Source organism: Pseudomonas sp. (assembly GCF_046581935.1).
Taxonomy (GTDB): Bacteria; Pseudomonadota; Gammaproteobacteria; order Pseudomonadales; family Pseudomonadaceae; genus Aquipseudomonas.
On the sequence record NZ_JAYGFK010000017.1, the window covers coordinates 161448 to 177028 of the forward strand.

14 protein-coding genes are annotated in these 15581 nt (G+C 61.0%); 5 read left to right on the plus strand and 9 right to left on the minus strand.

Annotated elements, in window-relative coordinates; all coding sequences use genetic code 11:
• Positions 1 to 41 precede the first annotated feature (41 nt).
• On the plus strand, positions 42 to 2531 hold the full coding sequence (locus VCA57_RS15990) for a circularly permuted type 2 ATP-grasp protein (RefSeq protein WP_411186070.1): 2490 nt from the start codon (positions 42 to 44) through the stop codon (positions 2529 to 2531).
• Positions 2528 to 3433: a transglutaminase family protein gene (locus tag VCA57_RS15995; protein WP_411186071.1), complete on the plus strand. Its 906-nt coding sequence runs from the start codon at positions 2528 to 2530 to the stop codon at positions 3431 to 3433. Before VCA57_RS15990 ends, VCA57_RS15995 begins: the two co-directional genes overlap by 4 nt.
• 27 nt (positions 3434 to 3460) lie before the next feature.
• Here the strand turns inward: VCA57_RS15995 and VCA57_RS16000 are convergent, their stop codons facing one another.
• From VCA57_RS16000 to VCA57_RS16025, 6 genes are all read right to left on the minus strand, one after another.
• Positions 3461 to 4405: a DUF808 domain-containing protein gene (locus VCA57_RS16000; protein WP_411186072.1), complete on the minus strand. Its 945-nt coding sequence runs from the start codon at positions 4403 to 4405 to the stop codon at positions 3461 to 3463.
• Positions 4406 to 5327: 922 nt separating this feature from the next.
• Positions 5328 to 5900 carry a HupE/UreJ family protein gene (locus VCA57_RS16005; RefSeq protein ID WP_411186073.1) on the minus strand — a complete coding sequence of 191 codons (573 nt, stop codon included), beginning with the start codon at positions 5898 to 5900 and terminating at the stop codon, positions 5328 to 5330.
• A 29-nt stretch (positions 5901 to 5929) separates the two neighbouring features.
• Positions 5930 to 6544: an urease accessory protein UreG gene (gene ureG / locus VCA57_RS16010; protein WP_411186074.1), complete on the minus strand. Its 615-nt coding sequence runs from the start codon at positions 6542 to 6544 to the stop codon at positions 5930 to 5932.
• A gap of 19 nt (positions 6545 to 6563) precedes the next feature.
• Complete coding sequence (locus tag VCA57_RS16015) at positions 6564 to 7238, minus strand: urease accessory protein UreF (protein ID WP_411186075.1); 675 nt, start codon at positions 7236 to 7238, stop codon at positions 6564 to 6566.
• Complete coding sequence (gene ureE, locus VCA57_RS16020) at positions 7235 to 7735, minus strand: urease accessory protein UreE (protein ID WP_411186076.1); 501 nt, start codon at positions 7733 to 7735, stop codon at positions 7235 to 7237. The genes VCA57_RS16015 and ureE overlap by 4 nt, the downstream gene beginning before the upstream one ends.
• Positions 7736 to 7899: 164 nt before the next feature.
• Positions 7900 to 8490, minus strand: coding sequence for a TetR family transcriptional regulator (locus VCA57_RS16025; protein ID WP_411186105.1), 591 nt, complete (start codon positions 8488 to 8490; stop codon positions 7900 to 7902).
• Positions 8491 to 8704: 214 nt separating this feature from the next.
• Here VCA57_RS16025 and VCA57_RS16030 point away from each other — a divergent pair, with 214 nt between their 5' ends.
• Together VCA57_RS16030 and VCA57_RS16035 are read left to right on the plus strand one after the other, a co-directional pair.
• The gene (locus tag VCA57_RS16030; RefSeq protein ID WP_411186077.1) at positions 8705 to 9820 is read left to right on the plus strand and encodes a ferredoxin reductase; all 1116 of its coding nucleotides are present in this window, start codon (positions 8705 to 8707) and stop codon (positions 9818 to 9820) included.
• 17 nt (positions 9821 to 9837) lie between these two features.
• On the plus strand, positions 9838 to 10926 hold the full coding sequence (locus tag VCA57_RS16035; protein ID WP_411186078.1) for a fatty acid desaturase family protein: 1089 nt from the start codon (positions 9838 to 9840) through the stop codon (positions 10924 to 10926).
• A 30-nt stretch (positions 10927 to 10956) separates the two neighbouring features.
• Here VCA57_RS16035 and VCA57_RS16040 read toward each other — a convergent pair whose 3' ends face one another.
• Positions 10957 to 11685, minus strand: a complete 729-nt coding sequence (locus tag VCA57_RS16040) for a class I SAM-dependent methyltransferase (RefSeq protein ID WP_411186079.1) — start codon at positions 11683 to 11685, stop codon at positions 10957 to 10959.
• Between the two features lie 130 nt (positions 11686 to 11815).
• Here VCA57_RS16040 and VCA57_RS16045 point away from each other — a divergent pair, with 130 nt between their 5' ends.
• Positions 11816 to 12706 (plus strand): esterase/lipase family protein, encoded by an 891-nt coding sequence (locus VCA57_RS16045; RefSeq protein ID WP_411186080.1) that lies wholly within the window; start codon positions 11816 to 11818, stop codon positions 12704 to 12706.
• Between the two features lie 139 nt (positions 12707 to 12845).
• Here VCA57_RS16045 and VCA57_RS16050 read toward each other — a convergent pair whose 3' ends face one another.
• Both VCA57_RS16050 and VCA57_RS16055 read right to left on the minus strand, forming a co-directional pair.
• A complete protein-coding gene (locus VCA57_RS16050; protein WP_411186081.1) occupies positions 12846 to 13169 on the minus strand; it encodes a Rieske (2Fe-2S) protein in 324 nt (107 codons plus the stop codon).
• 126 nt (positions 13170 to 13295) lie between these two features.
• Positions 13296 to 15488 (minus strand): TonB-dependent hemoglobin/transferrin/lactoferrin family receptor, encoded by a 2193-nt coding sequence (locus tag VCA57_RS16055; protein WP_411186082.1) that lies wholly within the window; start codon positions 15486 to 15488, stop codon positions 13296 to 13298.
• Between the last annotated feature and the right edge of the window lie 93 nt (positions 15489 to 15581).

Here is a 15581-nt window from a genome sequence, read left to right on the forward strand (position 1 = left end):
TGGCTTCTACACATACGTAAGACCTTTTTATTGAGCCTGCCATGTCTGATTTGCTTGCTGACTACGCCCTGACGCCTGGGGTTTACCATGAATTGTTTGACGCCGACGGTAAGGTCCGTCCGCATTGGCGCTTGTTACTTGAACGCTTACAGCGCAGCACTCCGGCACAACTGGCCCAGCGTCAGGCGCTGCTGAACCGGCAGATCCAGGAAAACGGCGTGACCTACAACGTCTACGCCGACCCCGATGGTGCGGATCGGCCGTGGGAGCTGGACCTGCTGCCCAATCTGATTCCTGCTGATGAATGGCAGCAAATTGCCGCCGGCGTGGCGCAGCGTGCCAGCCTGCTGAATGCCGTGCTGGCTGATTTGTATGGCCCGCAACAATTGCTGGCCGATGGTCTGTTACCGGCCGAGCTGGTCTTTGGCCACAACAACTATCTATGGCCTTGCCAGGGTGTTGCACCGGTTGGCGGCACTTATTTACACCTGTATGCGGTGGATTTGGCGCGCGCCCCGGATGGCCGCTGGTGGGTCACCGCCGACCGTACCCAGGCACCGTCCGGTGCGGGCTATGCCCTGGAGAACCGGCAGATCGTCTCGCGGGCGTTCCCCGAGCTATACCGCGACCTGCGCGTGCAGCACATTGCGGCTTTTTTCCGCACCTTGCAGGACACCCTGGCGCATCAGGCACCTTCCGGCGGTGAAACCCCGTTGGTGGTGCTGCTCACGCCCGGGCGCTTCAACGAGAGTTATTTTGAGCACCTGTACCTGGCGCGTCAGTTGGGCTATCCGCTGGTGGAAGGCAGCGACCTGACCGTGCGTGACGCCAAGGTCTACCTGAAAACCCTGGCCGGCCTGCGTCGCGTGCATGCCGTGTTGCGTCGCCTGGACGATGACTTCTGCGACCCGCTTGAACTGCGCACCGACTCGGCCCTTGGCGTGCCGGGGCTGCTGGAGGCTGTGCGCCAGGGCAATGTGTTGGTAGCCAATGCCCTCGGCAGTGGCGTGCTGGAAGCGCCGGGGTTGCCGGGCTTTCTCCCGGCCATTGCGGAAAAACTCTTGGGTGAGGAATTGCTCCTGCCGAGCATCGCCAGTTGGTGGTGTGGCGAGCCGCCGGTGCTGGATAAAGCGCTGGAGCAGCTTGACGAGCTGCTGGTGCGCGCCAGCTTCCCCTCGCAGAGCTTTGCTCCAGTGTTTGGCCGCGACCTGGACGAGACCCAGCGCGCCGCACTGGCTGAGCGGCTCAAGGCACGGCCCTATGCCTATGTCGCTCAGGCGCTGGCGCAACTGTCGCAGGCTCCGGTCTGGCAGGCCGAGGACGGCCAGGTGGTGCCACGCGCCATTGGTATGCGGGTATTTGCCGTGGCCAGTACCGATGGTTATCGCGTGATGCAGGGTGGCCTGACTCGTGTGGCAGCCGACGCCGACGCCGAAGTGGTATCGATGCAGCGTGGCGGCGCGAGCAAGGACACCTGGGTGCTGGGTCAGCGTCACGGCGGTGAACCGTGGCATCGCGTGCGTCCGCTGGGCGTGGCTGACTTGGTGCGCAGCGACCCTTATCTGCCGTCGCGGGTGGTGGAAAACCTCTACTGGTTTGGCCGCTACAGCGAGCGTTGCGAGGACGGTGCGCGGCTGCTGCGCATCATGTTGGCGCGCTATGTTGATGACGACGATGACCCGCAGGCGCTGCAGACGGTCTTGAGTCTGGCTGAGAGTTTGGGCCTGCTGCCGGATGCCGAGGAGGGTGAGCTGCAAGAGCGCCTGCTGGAAGCCCTACTGGGTGAAGACTGGCCGGATAGCCTGCGCTCAAACCTGCAGCGCTTGCAGTGGGTCGCGGGCAGTGTGCGCGGCAAGCTGTCCCAGGCTAACTGGCAAGCCTTGCTTGAGCTGCAGCGTGATGCTCAGGTGCTGAGTGCCGAGCAAGCCGATTTCGGTGAGCTACTGGATTTCCTCGACCGCGTGCTGTTGTCGCTGGCGGCGCTGTCCGGTTTCGCCCTGGATGACATGACCCGTGATGACGGCTGGCGCTTCCTGATGATCGGCCGCTGTGTTGAGCGCCTGCAGTTTCTCTGCGACAGCTTGGCGAATTTCCTTTGCAGCAGCGCTGCCCATGATCAATCGTCGCTGGAGTGGCTGCTGGAGCTGGGTAACAGCAGCATCACCTATCGCACCCGGTACTTGGCTTCGCCGCAGTTGATTCCAGTGCTCGATCTGCTCCTGCTGGATGAGCAGAACCCGCATTCCGTGATGTTTCAGGTACGCACCCTGTTGCGTTCGCTGAGCCGCTTGACCGAGCGTTTTGAGCTGCCCAGCGAGCGCCGCTTGACGCACCTGGAAGGACAGCTGTTGCGCTTCAGCCTCGCCAGTTTGGAAAACCCTCTGTTTGGTGCGGCCAGTGTGCGGGAGGTGCTGGACGGTCTGTCTGCGCTGCTGGAGAGCATCAGCCAGGCCAGCGCGGATATTTCCGACCGCTTGGCGCTGCGGTTCTTCGTGCATGTTGATGCCAGCCAGCGGACGCAATCCTCATGAGCAGTGCCTACTACCAGATTCTTCACGACACCCATTACCGCTACGAAACGCCGGTATCCCTGGCGCAGCAGCTGGCGCACCTGTGGCCGCGTGCGTGCCCCTGGCAGCGCACGCATCAGCAGCAACTGCTGGTCAGCCCGCAGCCCTGTCAGCGTCAGGACGGTTTGGATGTATTCGGTAATCCGCTGACTCGCCTCGTGTTCGAGCGGCCGCACGATGAGCTCAAGGTCAGCGCGCGTTTGCAGGTTGAGGTGCTGGCGCGGCCGCCACTGGATCTAGCGCTGTCGCCTGCCTGGGAAGAGGCGTGCACGGCGTTGCGCTACAGCGGTCAGGCGTTACTGCCGGGCGTACTGGAGGCCACGCGGTTTCGTTTCGAGTCGCCCTATGTGCACCTCAAGCAGGTGTTTGTCGATTACGCGGCGGATTGCTTCAGCCCTGGCCGGCCACTGCTGGCGGCGGTGGATGGGCTGATGCAGAAGATCTTTAGCGAATTCAGCTTCGATGCCGCCGCGACTCAGGTGGCAACACCCTTGTTGCAGGTGTTTGAGGAGCGCCGCGGCGTGTGTCAGGACTTCGCCCACGTGATGCTGGCCTGCTTGCGCTCGCGTGGCCTGGCAGCGCGTTATGTCAGCGGCTATCTGCTGACCCAGCCGCCGCCGGGTCAGCCCCGGCTGATTGGCGCGGATGCCTCGCATGCCTGGGTGTCGGTGTTTTGTCCGCAGCACGGCTGGGTGGATTTCGACCCCACCAACAACATCCGTCCGGCGCTGGAGCACATCAGCCTGGCGTGGGGGCGCGACTTTGCCGATGTTTCGCCGCTGCGCGGGGTGATTCTTGGCGGTGGCAACCACGACCCCGAGGTGCAGGTTACGGTGCTGCCAATCGCCGGCCCCACCGGCTGAGTGGCGGTTGCCGAGTTAGCTGCAGGCTTACGCCGGCTTGAGGATTTGCCACAGGCGCGTCACCAGGCTGACCAGCAGCAGGGTGACGGCTCCGGCGATGATGCCGATGCCGGCATTCAGCAGGGTCGGTAACAGGGCCGCGAGGATGCCGCTGCTGGCCGCAACGCTCTGTGCCAACTGTTCTATCCACAGCTGCGCGGCGTGCACGCCATGGGTGAGGATGCCGCCACCGACCATAAACATCGCCGCTGTGCCGACTACGGACAAACTTTTCATCAAGTACGGCGCGCCTAGCAACAGGCCACGGCCGACGGCGCGTTGCATGCGCCTGCCTAGGTTCTCGCCGCTGCGTTGGTTAAGGTACAGGCCGGCATCATCCAGCTTGACGATGCCGGCCACCAGGCCATAAACCCCTGCGGTTATCAGCACCGCGATGCCGGCAAGCACCACGACCTGTTCAACGAAACTGGCCTGGGCGACAGTGCCCAAGGTGATGGCGATGATTTCCGCCGAAAGAATGAAATCAGTGCGGATCGCGCCTTTGATCTTGTCTTGCTCGAACGCCAGGATATCCACTTGCGTGTCCGCCACGGCCGCGCGCAGTTTGTCGTGCTGGGCCTGAGACTCATCCTTGCTATGCAAAAACCGGTGCGCGAGCTTTTCAAAGCCCTCGTAGCAGAGGAACGCGCCGCCGAGCATCAACAGCGGTGTAACCGCCCAGGGCGCAAACGCGCTGATCAACAGGGCTGCCGGTACCAGAACCAGCTTGTTGCGCAGCGAGCCTTTGGCCACCGCCCAAACCACCGGCAGTTCCCGCTCGGCGCGTACACCCGTGACTTGCTGGGCATTCAGTGCCAGGTCATCGCCCAGTACGCCAGCGGTTTTCTTCGCCGCGACTTTGGTCATTAGCGCCACGTCGTCAAGTACGGCGGCGATGTCATCAAGCAGGGTTAACAGGCTGGCGCCGGCCATACGAAGGCTTCCTTTCTGCGGTTTCAAGGGGCAATCGCCCACCTTCGCGGCGGGCAATGCTGCGCAGATTTATACGTGAGTCAGCCTGCATCAGCCATAGGCGGTCGCCTGAGGTTTGTCTCAGTAGGCGAAAACCCTTTGCGCGCTTTAATCGCTGCTGCTGCCACAGGTTGCACTGGCGTAGGCGGCGAGCAGGCTGCGTAACAAGTCATTGAGCGGCATGGTGAGTCTCCTTGGTCGGTGCGCCGACGTTACGCCTGTGTCCTGCTGCTGGGGTGTTGATTGTCTTGATGGCGCTCATAGGTAGAAGCCACTGGCGATCTTATGCACAGCACAACGACAGCGCTACGCAGGTTGTGCACAAAGACTGTGGAGTGAACTGTGGATAAGGTGGGCGTAGGCGTATGCACGCCTAGTTAACTGGCGCTTAGCGGTTGTTGTGCGTTTTTTGATCAGCTTGTTATTTATCGTATAAACAACAAGTTAGCCTGGTTATTCAGGTCGGGATAGGGTAGCGGACGAAGTTGTCCACGACTGCTGTGGGTAGAGCTGTTGATAACTCTGGTATGCCTGCTTGTAGCGCCTGTGAGCAGTGGCTTTGCCTGAGTTGTTCGATTTTTGAACAGTCTTAGAGTGGACTGCAAAGCGTCATTTTCAGGGCGCTGAGTCAAGCAATAATCGCGTTATTTCAAGGGTTTGCTGCAAGGGCAAAGTGCGCGGTGGATAACTTATCCCAAGTTACTGTGGAGCGATCTGTGGATAAGCTGCGCGTGCTTGTACCTAGGCCATAGTGGCCGTGGCCTGAGTGAGGTAGGTTGTTTTTTGTACAGCGGCGTTTTTTAAGCGCTTGCGACTAGATCGTCGCGAGTGGCGATCAAGGGCTGAGCGGGTGGACGCGCGCGGCGTCCACCTCTGCGTATATTCAGCCCGCGAGCAACCAAGCGCCGGTAATGGCTGAGGCCGCACCCATGGCGCGCACAACAGGCGCAGCGGCCTGTGGCAGCAAGCGCACCAGCGCATAGCCGCTGGCGTGCAGGGCAGCGGTGGCAGCCACAAAACCGGCGGCATAGCCCCAAGGGCTGGCCAGCTCAGGCAGCTCCAGACCGTGGGCGACGCCGTGGGTCAGGGCAAATACTGCGGTCAGGGCGATAGCCACCAGCATCGGCAGGCGAATGGCCACGGCCACCAGCAGGCCAAAGGCTAATACTGAAGCGGCGATACCGGTTTCCATCAGGGGTATCTGCAGGCCGTTAAAGCCCAGTAGGCCTCCGACTAACATGCTGCCAACAAAGGTCAGCGGTAACGCCCAGCGCGCTGCGCCGGATTGCTGCGCAGCCCACAGACCAACGGCGAGCATCGCCAGCAGGTGGTCGAGGCCGAATACCGGGTGAGCCAGACCGGCCATAACGCCTGAATGGTCGTGACCGGCATGGGCGAACGCCATGGCTGGGCTGAGGAATAGAGCGATGGCGAATAGCGATTTACGCAGGTTCATGGGATGTCTCCTTGACTGAATAGGGGCGTTCAGGCTGCCGTGAGCATGCCGTGCTGTTCTATAAAAGCGATGATTTGATCTAGGCCTTGGCCGATTTTCTGGTTGCTGAAAACGAACGGCTTGTCGCCGCGCATTTTCAAGGTGTCGCGCTCCATCACTTCAAGCGATGCGCCGACCAGTGGAGCTAGATCGACTTTGTTGATGACCAGCAGGTCGGACTTGCAGATGCCGGGGCCGCCCTTGCGCGGCAGCTTGTCGCCGGCGGATACGTCGATCACGTAGATGGTCAGGTCCGACAATTCCGGGCTGAAGGTGGCCGAGAGGTTGTCGCCACCAGACTCAACGATGATCAGGTCGAGGCCGGGAAAGCGCCGGTTGAGCTGGTCAACGGCTTCCAGGTTGATCGAAGCGTCCTCGCGGATGGCGGTGTGCGGGCAGCCACCGGTTTCCACGCCGATGATCCGTTCTGGGGCCAGGGCCTCGTTGCGTACCAGAAACTGTGCGTCCTCCTGGGTGTAGATATCGTTGGTTACCACCGCCAGGTTGTAGCGCTCGCGCAGGGCCAGGCACAGGGCCAGGGTCAGGGCGGTCTTGCCGGATCCGACTGGGCCACCGATGCCAATGCGCAGGGGTTGGCTGTTCATCTTTTAGTCTTCCTTATCATCAAGAGCGGAATAAACGGCTGTATTGGCGCTCGTGCGCCATGCTTGCCAGGGCCAGGCCGAACGCGGCGCTGCCCCACTGTTGCGGTTCTCGTTCGCTGGCCTGGCGCTGCGCTTGATCAAGCAGCGGCAGCAGTTGCGAGGTCAGGCGTTGCGCTGCTTGCTGGCCTAGCGGCAGGGTTTTCATCAGTACCGCCAGCTGGTTTTCCAACCAGCCCCACAGCCAGGCGGCGAGGGCATCCTCTGGCTCGATCTGCCAAGCGCGCGCTGCCAGGGCCCAGCCAACAGCCAGGCCGGGTTCGTCCAGCTCGCGAAATAGCTGCTGCGCCGGTTCGTCCAGCTCCGGCAGGCCGCTAAGCAGTTGCTGCAGGGAGTAACCCATCTGCCGGCTTTCCAGGCGCAGTTCGCGGGTTTCGCGGCTGGCGCGTTGTTGTTCGGCGAGGTTGCGCAGCTGGTTCCAATCCTCGTTTGCGGCAGCCTGGCAATGGGCGAGCAGCAGCGGCGCTTCAAAGCGGGCAAGGTTGAGCAGCAACTGATCAGCAATCCAGCGCTGGGCGCTTTCTGCGTTATCGACAAGGCCCTGCTCGACGGCCATTTCCAAACCCTGGGAATAGCTGTAACCGCCAATCGGCAGTTGCGGGCTGGCTAACCTTAAAAGTTGCCAGGCGGGATTCACTTGCGTGCACCAAATTGATGCAAGCGCGGTGCATAGCTGAATTCGGCATCGCCGGCATGCGAGTGGTGATGGCCGCCGCGGTAGGCACCTTGTTCGGGTTGGTAGGGTGCTTCGACGTTTGCCACTGTGGCGCCAAGCTGTTCGAGCATGGCCTTGAGCACATAGTCATCGGGCAGGCGCAGCCAGCCATCGCCCAGTTGCAGGGCGACGTGGCGGTTGCCCAGGTGATAGGCGGCGCGCATCAATTCGAATGGGTTGGCGCAGGTAACGTGCAGCAATGGCTCGGCGCGGGCGACGACGCGCACGATACGGCCATCTTCGGCCTGTAGATATTCGCCGTCATGCAGTGCGGGTTGGCCGCGTTCGAGGAACAGGCCGACTTCCTCACCGGTACGGCTGAAGCAGCGCAGGCGGCTTTTGCTACGGGCCTCAAAGCTTAGTTCGAGCTCGGCGTCGCAGTGCGGTTGGGCGGTAATACGGCGGTGGATCACCAACATGGGGCAGTTTCCGGCAGGTTAATGCCAGATACAGAGCAAGTGCCTTGCCAAACTGCCGTTTTGCCATGCCAAGCGAGGCAATGTGGGGCTGGTGTGGCAGAAATTGGAGCGCTGCAGGAATCAGCTTGGTGCGCTTGCTGTGTTTGTGGTCTTTTTTGGTGCAATTAGCTGTGGCTCTGGCCAAGCCCCTGCCAATGTTTTGCACCGATAAAGATAAAACGCAGCTGTTCGATCATCTTGACCTCAGGCGAGGCGTGCGTCGGCAAGCTGGCAGCGGGTGGATCGATTAGCTCGGGTAGGGTGGCGAATACGGTTTTTACCACCAAGTCGGCGATCACGTTTTGTGCTGGCGCATCGAAGTGCTGCAGTTTCGGCATCGTTTTCAGGTCGGCGACCAGATCGGCGGTAATACGTTCGCGCAGTGCGCCGATGGCCTGACGTACCAGCAACGAGCCGCCGTATTGCTCGCGGGCAAGAAACAGGAACTGCGAACGGTTAGCGGCTACTGCGTCGAGGAAGATGCGTACCGAAGCGTCAATTACGCCGCCCAGTTCGAACTCGTGGTGGCGCACCTGGCGGATGGTTTCGCGGAAGGTTTCGCCCACTTCGGCCACCAGCGCCAGGCCCAGGGCATCCATATCCGCGAAGTGCCGGTAGAAACCGGTTGGCACGATGCCGGCACTACGCGCCACTTCACGCAGGCTCATGCTGCCAAAACCACGGCCGCTGTCCATCAGGCTGCGTGCCGCGTCCATCAGGGCGTGGCGGGTTTGCAGTTTTTGTTCGGCGCGCGGTTGTAGTGGTTTCAAGCTTGCGTGGCTCTGTATGAGTAATCAGCGCCGCACTCTAACAAATGGTTTTCATCGGCGTCGAACCGCAACGGCGATGCCGTGACTTTCAGTGTACGAGTGTTGACTGATTGGGTGCTGTCTGCCAGTCTGGTGAACACCTGTTCACTGGTTGCTCGCTATGACTCTTATTCCTTTTGCCTGGGCGCGCCGTTGTGCGGGGTTGCTGCGGCCGCTGCGCTGTCTGGTTAACCATGGCTGGTTACGTGAGAGCGATGTGGACGCTGTGTTGGCGCTGTTGCACCCGACGCTGCGACTGAACCGGGTGTTTGCCAGGGTCACGCAGCGCCAGTGGGTCGCCGATGACATGCTTGAGCTGACCCTGCGTACCAATGGCAACTGGCCTGGCGCGCAGCCGGGTCAGCATGTGCAGCTATTCCTTGAGCGTGCAGGTGTGCGCCTGAGCCGTAGTTACAGCCTCACTGCAGTGCGGCCACATGGCGAGTTGCAGTTGGCGATCAAGCATCAGGTCGGTGGTCGGGTGTCGCCTTATCTGCTGCAGCGCTTGGCGGTGGGAGATGTACTGGAGCTGGGTCAGGCTTATGGCGATTTGAGCTGGCCTGACGCGCCGCAGGGTGTGTTATTGCTCGCCGCTGGCAGTGGTATCACGCCGCTGCTCGGCATGCTGCGCAGCGCTTTGGCCCAGGGCTTCAGTGGGCCAATTACCTTGCTGCATTACGTACGTGACCACGGCCAGCAGGCTTTTGTCGGCGAATTGCAGGCTTTGCAGATGCAATACAGCAATCTGCAGGTGCGTTGGTCGCTGACTGCCGCCGGAGCGGGCGCGGGAGAGTTGGCTGGGCGTTTTAGCGTCGAGCATCTGGCCGCTGTGACGGCATTGGCTCAGCGCCGTGTGTTGGCGTGTGGCCCGGCGGGGTTTGTCGGTCAGGTGCGGCAGTGGTGGCAGGCCGCCGAGTTGCCCGGTGCACTGCAAGTCGAAGCCTTCACGCCGCCCGTGCTGAGCGCGGGCTTTAGTTCGCGCCAGGTAAACCTGAGCTTTGCCCGTAGCCATCAGCAGGTGTTTGCCGATAACCAGCGCAGCTTATTGGAACAGGCCGAGGAGCAGGGCTTAAAGCCGGCCCATGGTTGTCGTCAGGGCATCTGCGCCAGTTGTACTTGCACCCTGCTCAGCGGCACGGTGCGCGACTTACGTAGCGGCGCGTTGTTTAGCGAACCGGGCCAAGCGATTCGCCTGTGTATCAGTGCACCGCATGGCGATGTCGAGATTGATCTTTAACTGGCGAGGTAATCCCCATGCGCGCTGACCGCGAATTGTCCGCAGCTGAAATGCAGGCCTTTGGCAACGAGCTGGACGCGTTGCGCCAACGCACCTTGGCCGACCTGGGTGAGGTGGATGCGCGCTATATCCGCCGCATTCGCGCGGCGGTGCGCTGCTGTTGCTGGAGTGGGCGCGGCCTGCTGATGTTTGGCTGGTTCCCGCCGACCTGGCTGCTCGGCACCTTGCTGCTTGGCCTGGGCAAGATTTTGGAGAACATGGAGCTGGGCCATAACGTCATGCACGGCCAGTACGACTGGATGAACGATCCTGAGTTCGCCGGGCGCAGTTATGAGTGGGATATCGCCGGGCCAAGTGATTTTTGGCGGCACACCCACAACCACGTGCACCACACCTGGACCAATGTGCTGGGCATGGACGATGACGTCGGTTATGGCGTGGTGCGGTTATTCCCCGAGCAGCGCTGGAAGCCGTTCTATCGCTGGCAGCCGTTGTGGGTGACGATTCAGGCGTTGTTGTTCCAATACTCGGTGGCGATCCAGCATTTGCGCTTGGACAAGGTCTACAAAGGCAAGCTGAGCAAGGACGAAGTGCGCCCGCTGATCAAGCAGTTCAACGCCAAGATCCTCCGTCAGTGGGGCAAGGACTATCTGTTCTTCCCGCTGCTGGCGCTGCTGCTCGGGGCCAATGCCCTGGCGGTATTGGCCGGTAACGTTGTGGCCAACCTGATCCGCAATCTGTGGACCTTCACGGTAATCTTCTGCGGGCATTTCACCGAGCAGGCGGCGGTGTTCAGCAAGGAATCGGTGGTCGGCGAGAGCCGTGGCCATTGGTATCTGCGGCAGTTGCGCGGTTCCAGCAACCTTAACGGCGGGCCGCTGTTTCATATCCTCACCGGCAACCTTAGCCACCAGATCGAGCATCACCTATTCCCCGACCTGCCGGCGCGTCGCTATGCGGCGTTGGCCGTGGAAGTGAGGGAGATTGCCGAGCGTTATGGCCAGGTCTACAACAACGGCAGTCTGTGGGGCCAATTCACGACGGTGCTTAAGCGGATCTGGATCTATCGCCGGCCACCAGCAGAGCATCTACCAGCCAGCGCCTGAGAGCATTACATACGGGCTACAGGGGAAAGATCAGCGCGTAAACACGCAGGTCAGGTAGCGGTTGCTAAAGCCGTAGCGCAGCATCGAATACAGGCGGCTGAACAGGTACAGCGGATGGCGGCGGTAGTACAGCAGCACGGCGTTACCGACGCCTTCGGAGCGGTGTTGTTTCTGCTGGTCAACCTGCTTCGAGAACAACCCTTTGAACTGCCACCACTGAATCTGCTCCAGATGCTGCTGGGCGTGTAGTTGCTGCTGGCGGAACAGCGCATAAAAACTGCGCTTGCTGAAGTCATGCAGGTGATGCGGGTTGCCATCCAGAGTCGGAGTGATCGGTACTGACGCGATAACCTTGCCGCCTTCAGCCAATAAGCGCGCATAGTTGGCCAACAGCTGTTGCGGACGTGGCAAGTGCTCGATGGTTTCCAGGCTGACGATGCAATCGAAAGCCTGCTCACTGCTGAACAGTTCGGCATCGGCGCACTCATAACGTAGATTGGCCAGCTGGTAATGCTCGCGGGCATAGGCAATGGCCGCCGGATCGATATCGACACCGGTGACTTGTTTGTCTGGATTACGTTCGGCCAGTAGCGCGGTGCCATAACCGCAGCCACAGGCCATATCCAGCACGCGCTGGCCGCTGAGGTGCTCGACGGCAAATTCGTAGCGCTGCATATGGATGTGCAGGCTGGCCTGGTCATCCGGGTTGAGCGGGTTGAGATCCTTCGGGTAAATCCGTTCGATGGTGTGCATGGTCATGGCAGCGCAAAGAGGAGGCGCGACTATATGACAGGTGGCGCACGCTGCCCACTTTCCCGTGTGCAGCCCCGCTACGTGGTGTGGTTCAGTTATTTCCTAGGCTGTGTTCTGACAACAAGGAAGGCTCGTTATGTCGACATCTACTGCACCGCGTTACCCGCTGGTTCTAGTGCCCGGTTTGCTTGGGTTTGTCAGCCTGCTGGGTTATCCCTACTGGTACGGGATTGTCTCGGCGTTGCGCCGGCTTGGCGCGCAGGTGTTCCCGGTGCTGGTGTCTTCGGTGAACTCCACAGAGGTGCGTGGTGAGCAGTTGTTGCTGCGCATTGCCGAGGTGTTGCAGCAGACCGGCGCAGACAAGGTGCACCTGATCGGTCATAGCCAGGGAGCGCTGACGGCGCGTTATGCCGCAGCGCTGAAGCCTGAGTGGGTGGCTTCCGTCACCTCAGTGGCCGGGCCGAATCAGGGTTCAGAGTTGGCGGATTTCCTCACGCGCAAAGCGCCGCACGGCAGCCTGCGCGAACGTGTGCTGAGTGCCTTGTTGCGTGGTGTAGCGCGTTGTATGGCTTGGCTGGAGCGCGGCTATCAAGGCGAGCCGCTGCCGATGGATGTAGCCGCAGCGCAGCAGTCGCTAACCCGTGAAGGGGCCGCTGCGTTTAACCTGAAATACCCGCAGGGCTTACCCGAAACCTGGGGTGGTGAGGGCGCGGCTGAGGTTAATGGCGTGCGTTACTACTCTTGGTCTGGCACGTTGCAGCCGGGTATCACCAATAAAGGCGGCAACCGTTTCGATGGGCCGAACGTTGCCTGCCGGCTATTTGCGCGCACCTTTAAGCGTGAGCCAGGGCAGTGCGACGGCATGGTTGGGCGCTACAGCTCGCACCTCGGTACGGTGATCGGCGATCAGTACCCGTTGGACCACTTCGACATCATCAATCAGACCTTCGGCCTGGTCGGCAAAGGTGCCGAGCCGGTGAAGCTGTATGTTGAGCATGCACAGCGTTTGCAGGCTGCCGGGCTTTAGCGTCTCTGCACATCATTAGGGTTAAGCGCTTATTCGTAGGATGGGTTGAGCCCGCGATACCCATGCAGCCGGTTTTATACAGCAGATGATTGATGGGTATTGCTGCGCTCAACCTGAGCGCCAGCCCATCCACAAAGGCTTATTCAGGCAGGCCAACCCAGATACCCTGATCATCTTCGCGGACGGTAAGCTCTTGCAGCGATTGCCCGGCGCAGGGGCCGGCGACGCATTCGCCGGATTCAATCAGAAACAGTGCGCCGTGGGTGGCGCATTGGATCAGGCTGGCGCTGTTGTCGAGAAACTGGTCGGGCAACCATTCCAGCGCAATGCCACGGTGCGGACAGCGATTGCGGTAGGCATACAGCTGGCCGTCTTTGCGCACGACAAACAGCTTTTCGCCCGCCATCTCAAAGCCCCGGCTCTGGCCTTCGGCCACTTCGTCCGGTGCACATATACGCAACATAGGAACCTCCCCAACAGGCCGGCATTATGCCGTCCTGCTGGGGAAGTGGAAGAGGAGGGCGCATCCGTGCGCCAAGTGGAGCTGTTTTTCGCAGCTAGTTGATAGCGCGGGTAATGTGTTGCTGGGTCAGATTTCCCAGACCAGATTGACTGCCGCGTGCCGCCCAGGCTGGCTGAAACGGCCCATGCTGGCGCTGTTTTCGGTTAAGCCGCGCACGTCGCCCCACTGCCAATACTGCTTGTCGGCTAGGTTAAACAGGCCGGCATTTAGCGCCAGGTTGTCGCTCATCTGCCACCAGCCATTCAGGTCGAGCACGCCATAGCCCGAGGTCTGCACGTGGTTGCTGGTTTCTGTGGTGTCGACGCGGGTTTTCGCCGCTACCAGAGTCCAGCTCAGCTCGCCGCCAAACCGGCCGTTCGGCTCGCTGTAACCCAGGCCGAATACGCCCTTGAGTGGGTCGACACTGTTGAGCGGTTGGCCTGTGCCTTCATCCTTGCCACGGGCATAGGCGACGCTGCCGCGGGCCTTCCAGCCAGCGGGTAAGCCCAGTTGATCGAGGAACAGTTCGCCCTTGGCCTCTGCGCCACGAATGGTCACGCGGTCGCGGTTGACGTACTGGAACTCGCCGAAGGGGTAGCCCGGCACGCTGGAGGCCCGGCTGACTTGCTCGATAAAGTCGTCGTACTGGTTGTAGAACAGCGCCGCGCCAAAGCTGCCGATGGCGTATTGGCCACGCAGGCCCAGTTCAAAGCTGTCGCTGGTTTCTGCTTTCAGGTTGGTGTTGGCCAGGGTGCGGTACATGCCTGGATTAGTGAATTCACCGAAGATTTCAATGGCCTGAGGAGCGCGAAAGCCGGCTGCATACTGGCCGTAGACGCTATGCGCTTCGTCGAGCTGGTAGGTTACGCCAAGCTTGGGCGATAGCGCCGAGTCCTTGAAGTCGCTTGGGTCGCGATCGGTCGCTTGGCTGTTGAGGTATTTGTCGGTGACATGCGGTTGCATTTCATAGCGGTCGTAGCGCAGGCCTGGCAGCAGGGTCCAGCGGCCGATGCTGATGTTGTCTTGCACAAACAGCGCATATTCCTTGGTGGTCGGGTCGGGGAAGTCGCTGGTCGGTGAAACAGGCGTGGTGACGCCGGTAGCCAGGACTGTTTCGCCGCCTTCGCGCAGGTCGGCATTCTTCAGGTGTTTGATGTCCAGGCCGTAGACCAGCGCATGTTGCGTGCTGCCGATGCTAAAGGCCTTGTCCAGCTTGGTGTTGAAGGCCCAGAGTTTTTCTTCGTAGTACGAGTCTCGTGTGCGGTAACGCGGCTGTCCGCCGACCACGCGGTCTTCGAAGGTTTGCTGACGGGTCTGGCTGTCCTGATAGTTGAGCTGGCTGTGGATCTGGTCGACCAGCAAGGTGTCGAGTTGCTGGGTATGGGCGAGGGAGAAGCGCTCACGGTCGACGCGGTCTTTGGCGTCCTGGGTGCGAATGGTCGCGGTGTCGCTGTAGTTGCTCAGCACGCGGGTGTCGGTGTCGTCCTGATAGCGCTCGTAGGTCAACTGTAGGCGACCAGTGTCACTGTAATCCCAGCCGAATTTGCTCAGCAGGTTGTCGGTGCGGTAGTCCAGCGGGTTGGCTTGTTCGCGCGTGGCACCGATGCCACCCTGGCCGCTGTGGGTCTCGGTAGCCTGACCGCTGCGCCGGCCCAGGTGCAGCAGGCCGTCAACTTGGCCCAGGCGGGCAGCGAAGGTGGCGCTGCGCTGCCAACTGTCATCGCTGCCGTCATAGCCGGTCTTCAAGCGCGCGTAGGCGTCATCGCCTGCATCTAGATAGTCACTCGCATCCTTGGTCAGAAAGCTTACTGCGCCGCCAATCGCATCGCTGCCATACAGCGAGCTGGCCGGGCCACGGATGATTTCCACCTGTTTGACCGTGTCGAGGTCAACGTAGTCGCGCTTGGCGCTGAGGAAACCGCCGAAGGAGAAGGCGTCTGGCATGCCGACCCCGTCCACTTGAGTCAGCACACGGTTGCCGCCTATACCGCGAATGGTAAAGCCGGACAGACCAAAACGATCGCCGCTGCCGCCGACTGACACGCCGGGCTCGTAGCGCACCAGATCCTTGATGGTGTTGATGTTCTGCTGATCGATAGCGCGTTCGGTCTGTACCGACACAGTGCTCGGGACCTGGTCGAGGGTCTGCTCTGTGCGGGTTGCCGTGACGGTCACCGTATCGAACTGATTCGGCGTTTTCTCTGCGCCAACGGCCAGTGATGGGCTGAGTAACAGCAGGGCAAGCCAGGGGCGGCGGGCGAGTGGAGGACTTTTGTGCATGGGGGCTCCAGGATCGTACGGGTGGTTTCTCTGACCACCGGGTTGGCATCGGCGGCAAACCTAAACGACATTGACTTGCTAATGCAAATAATT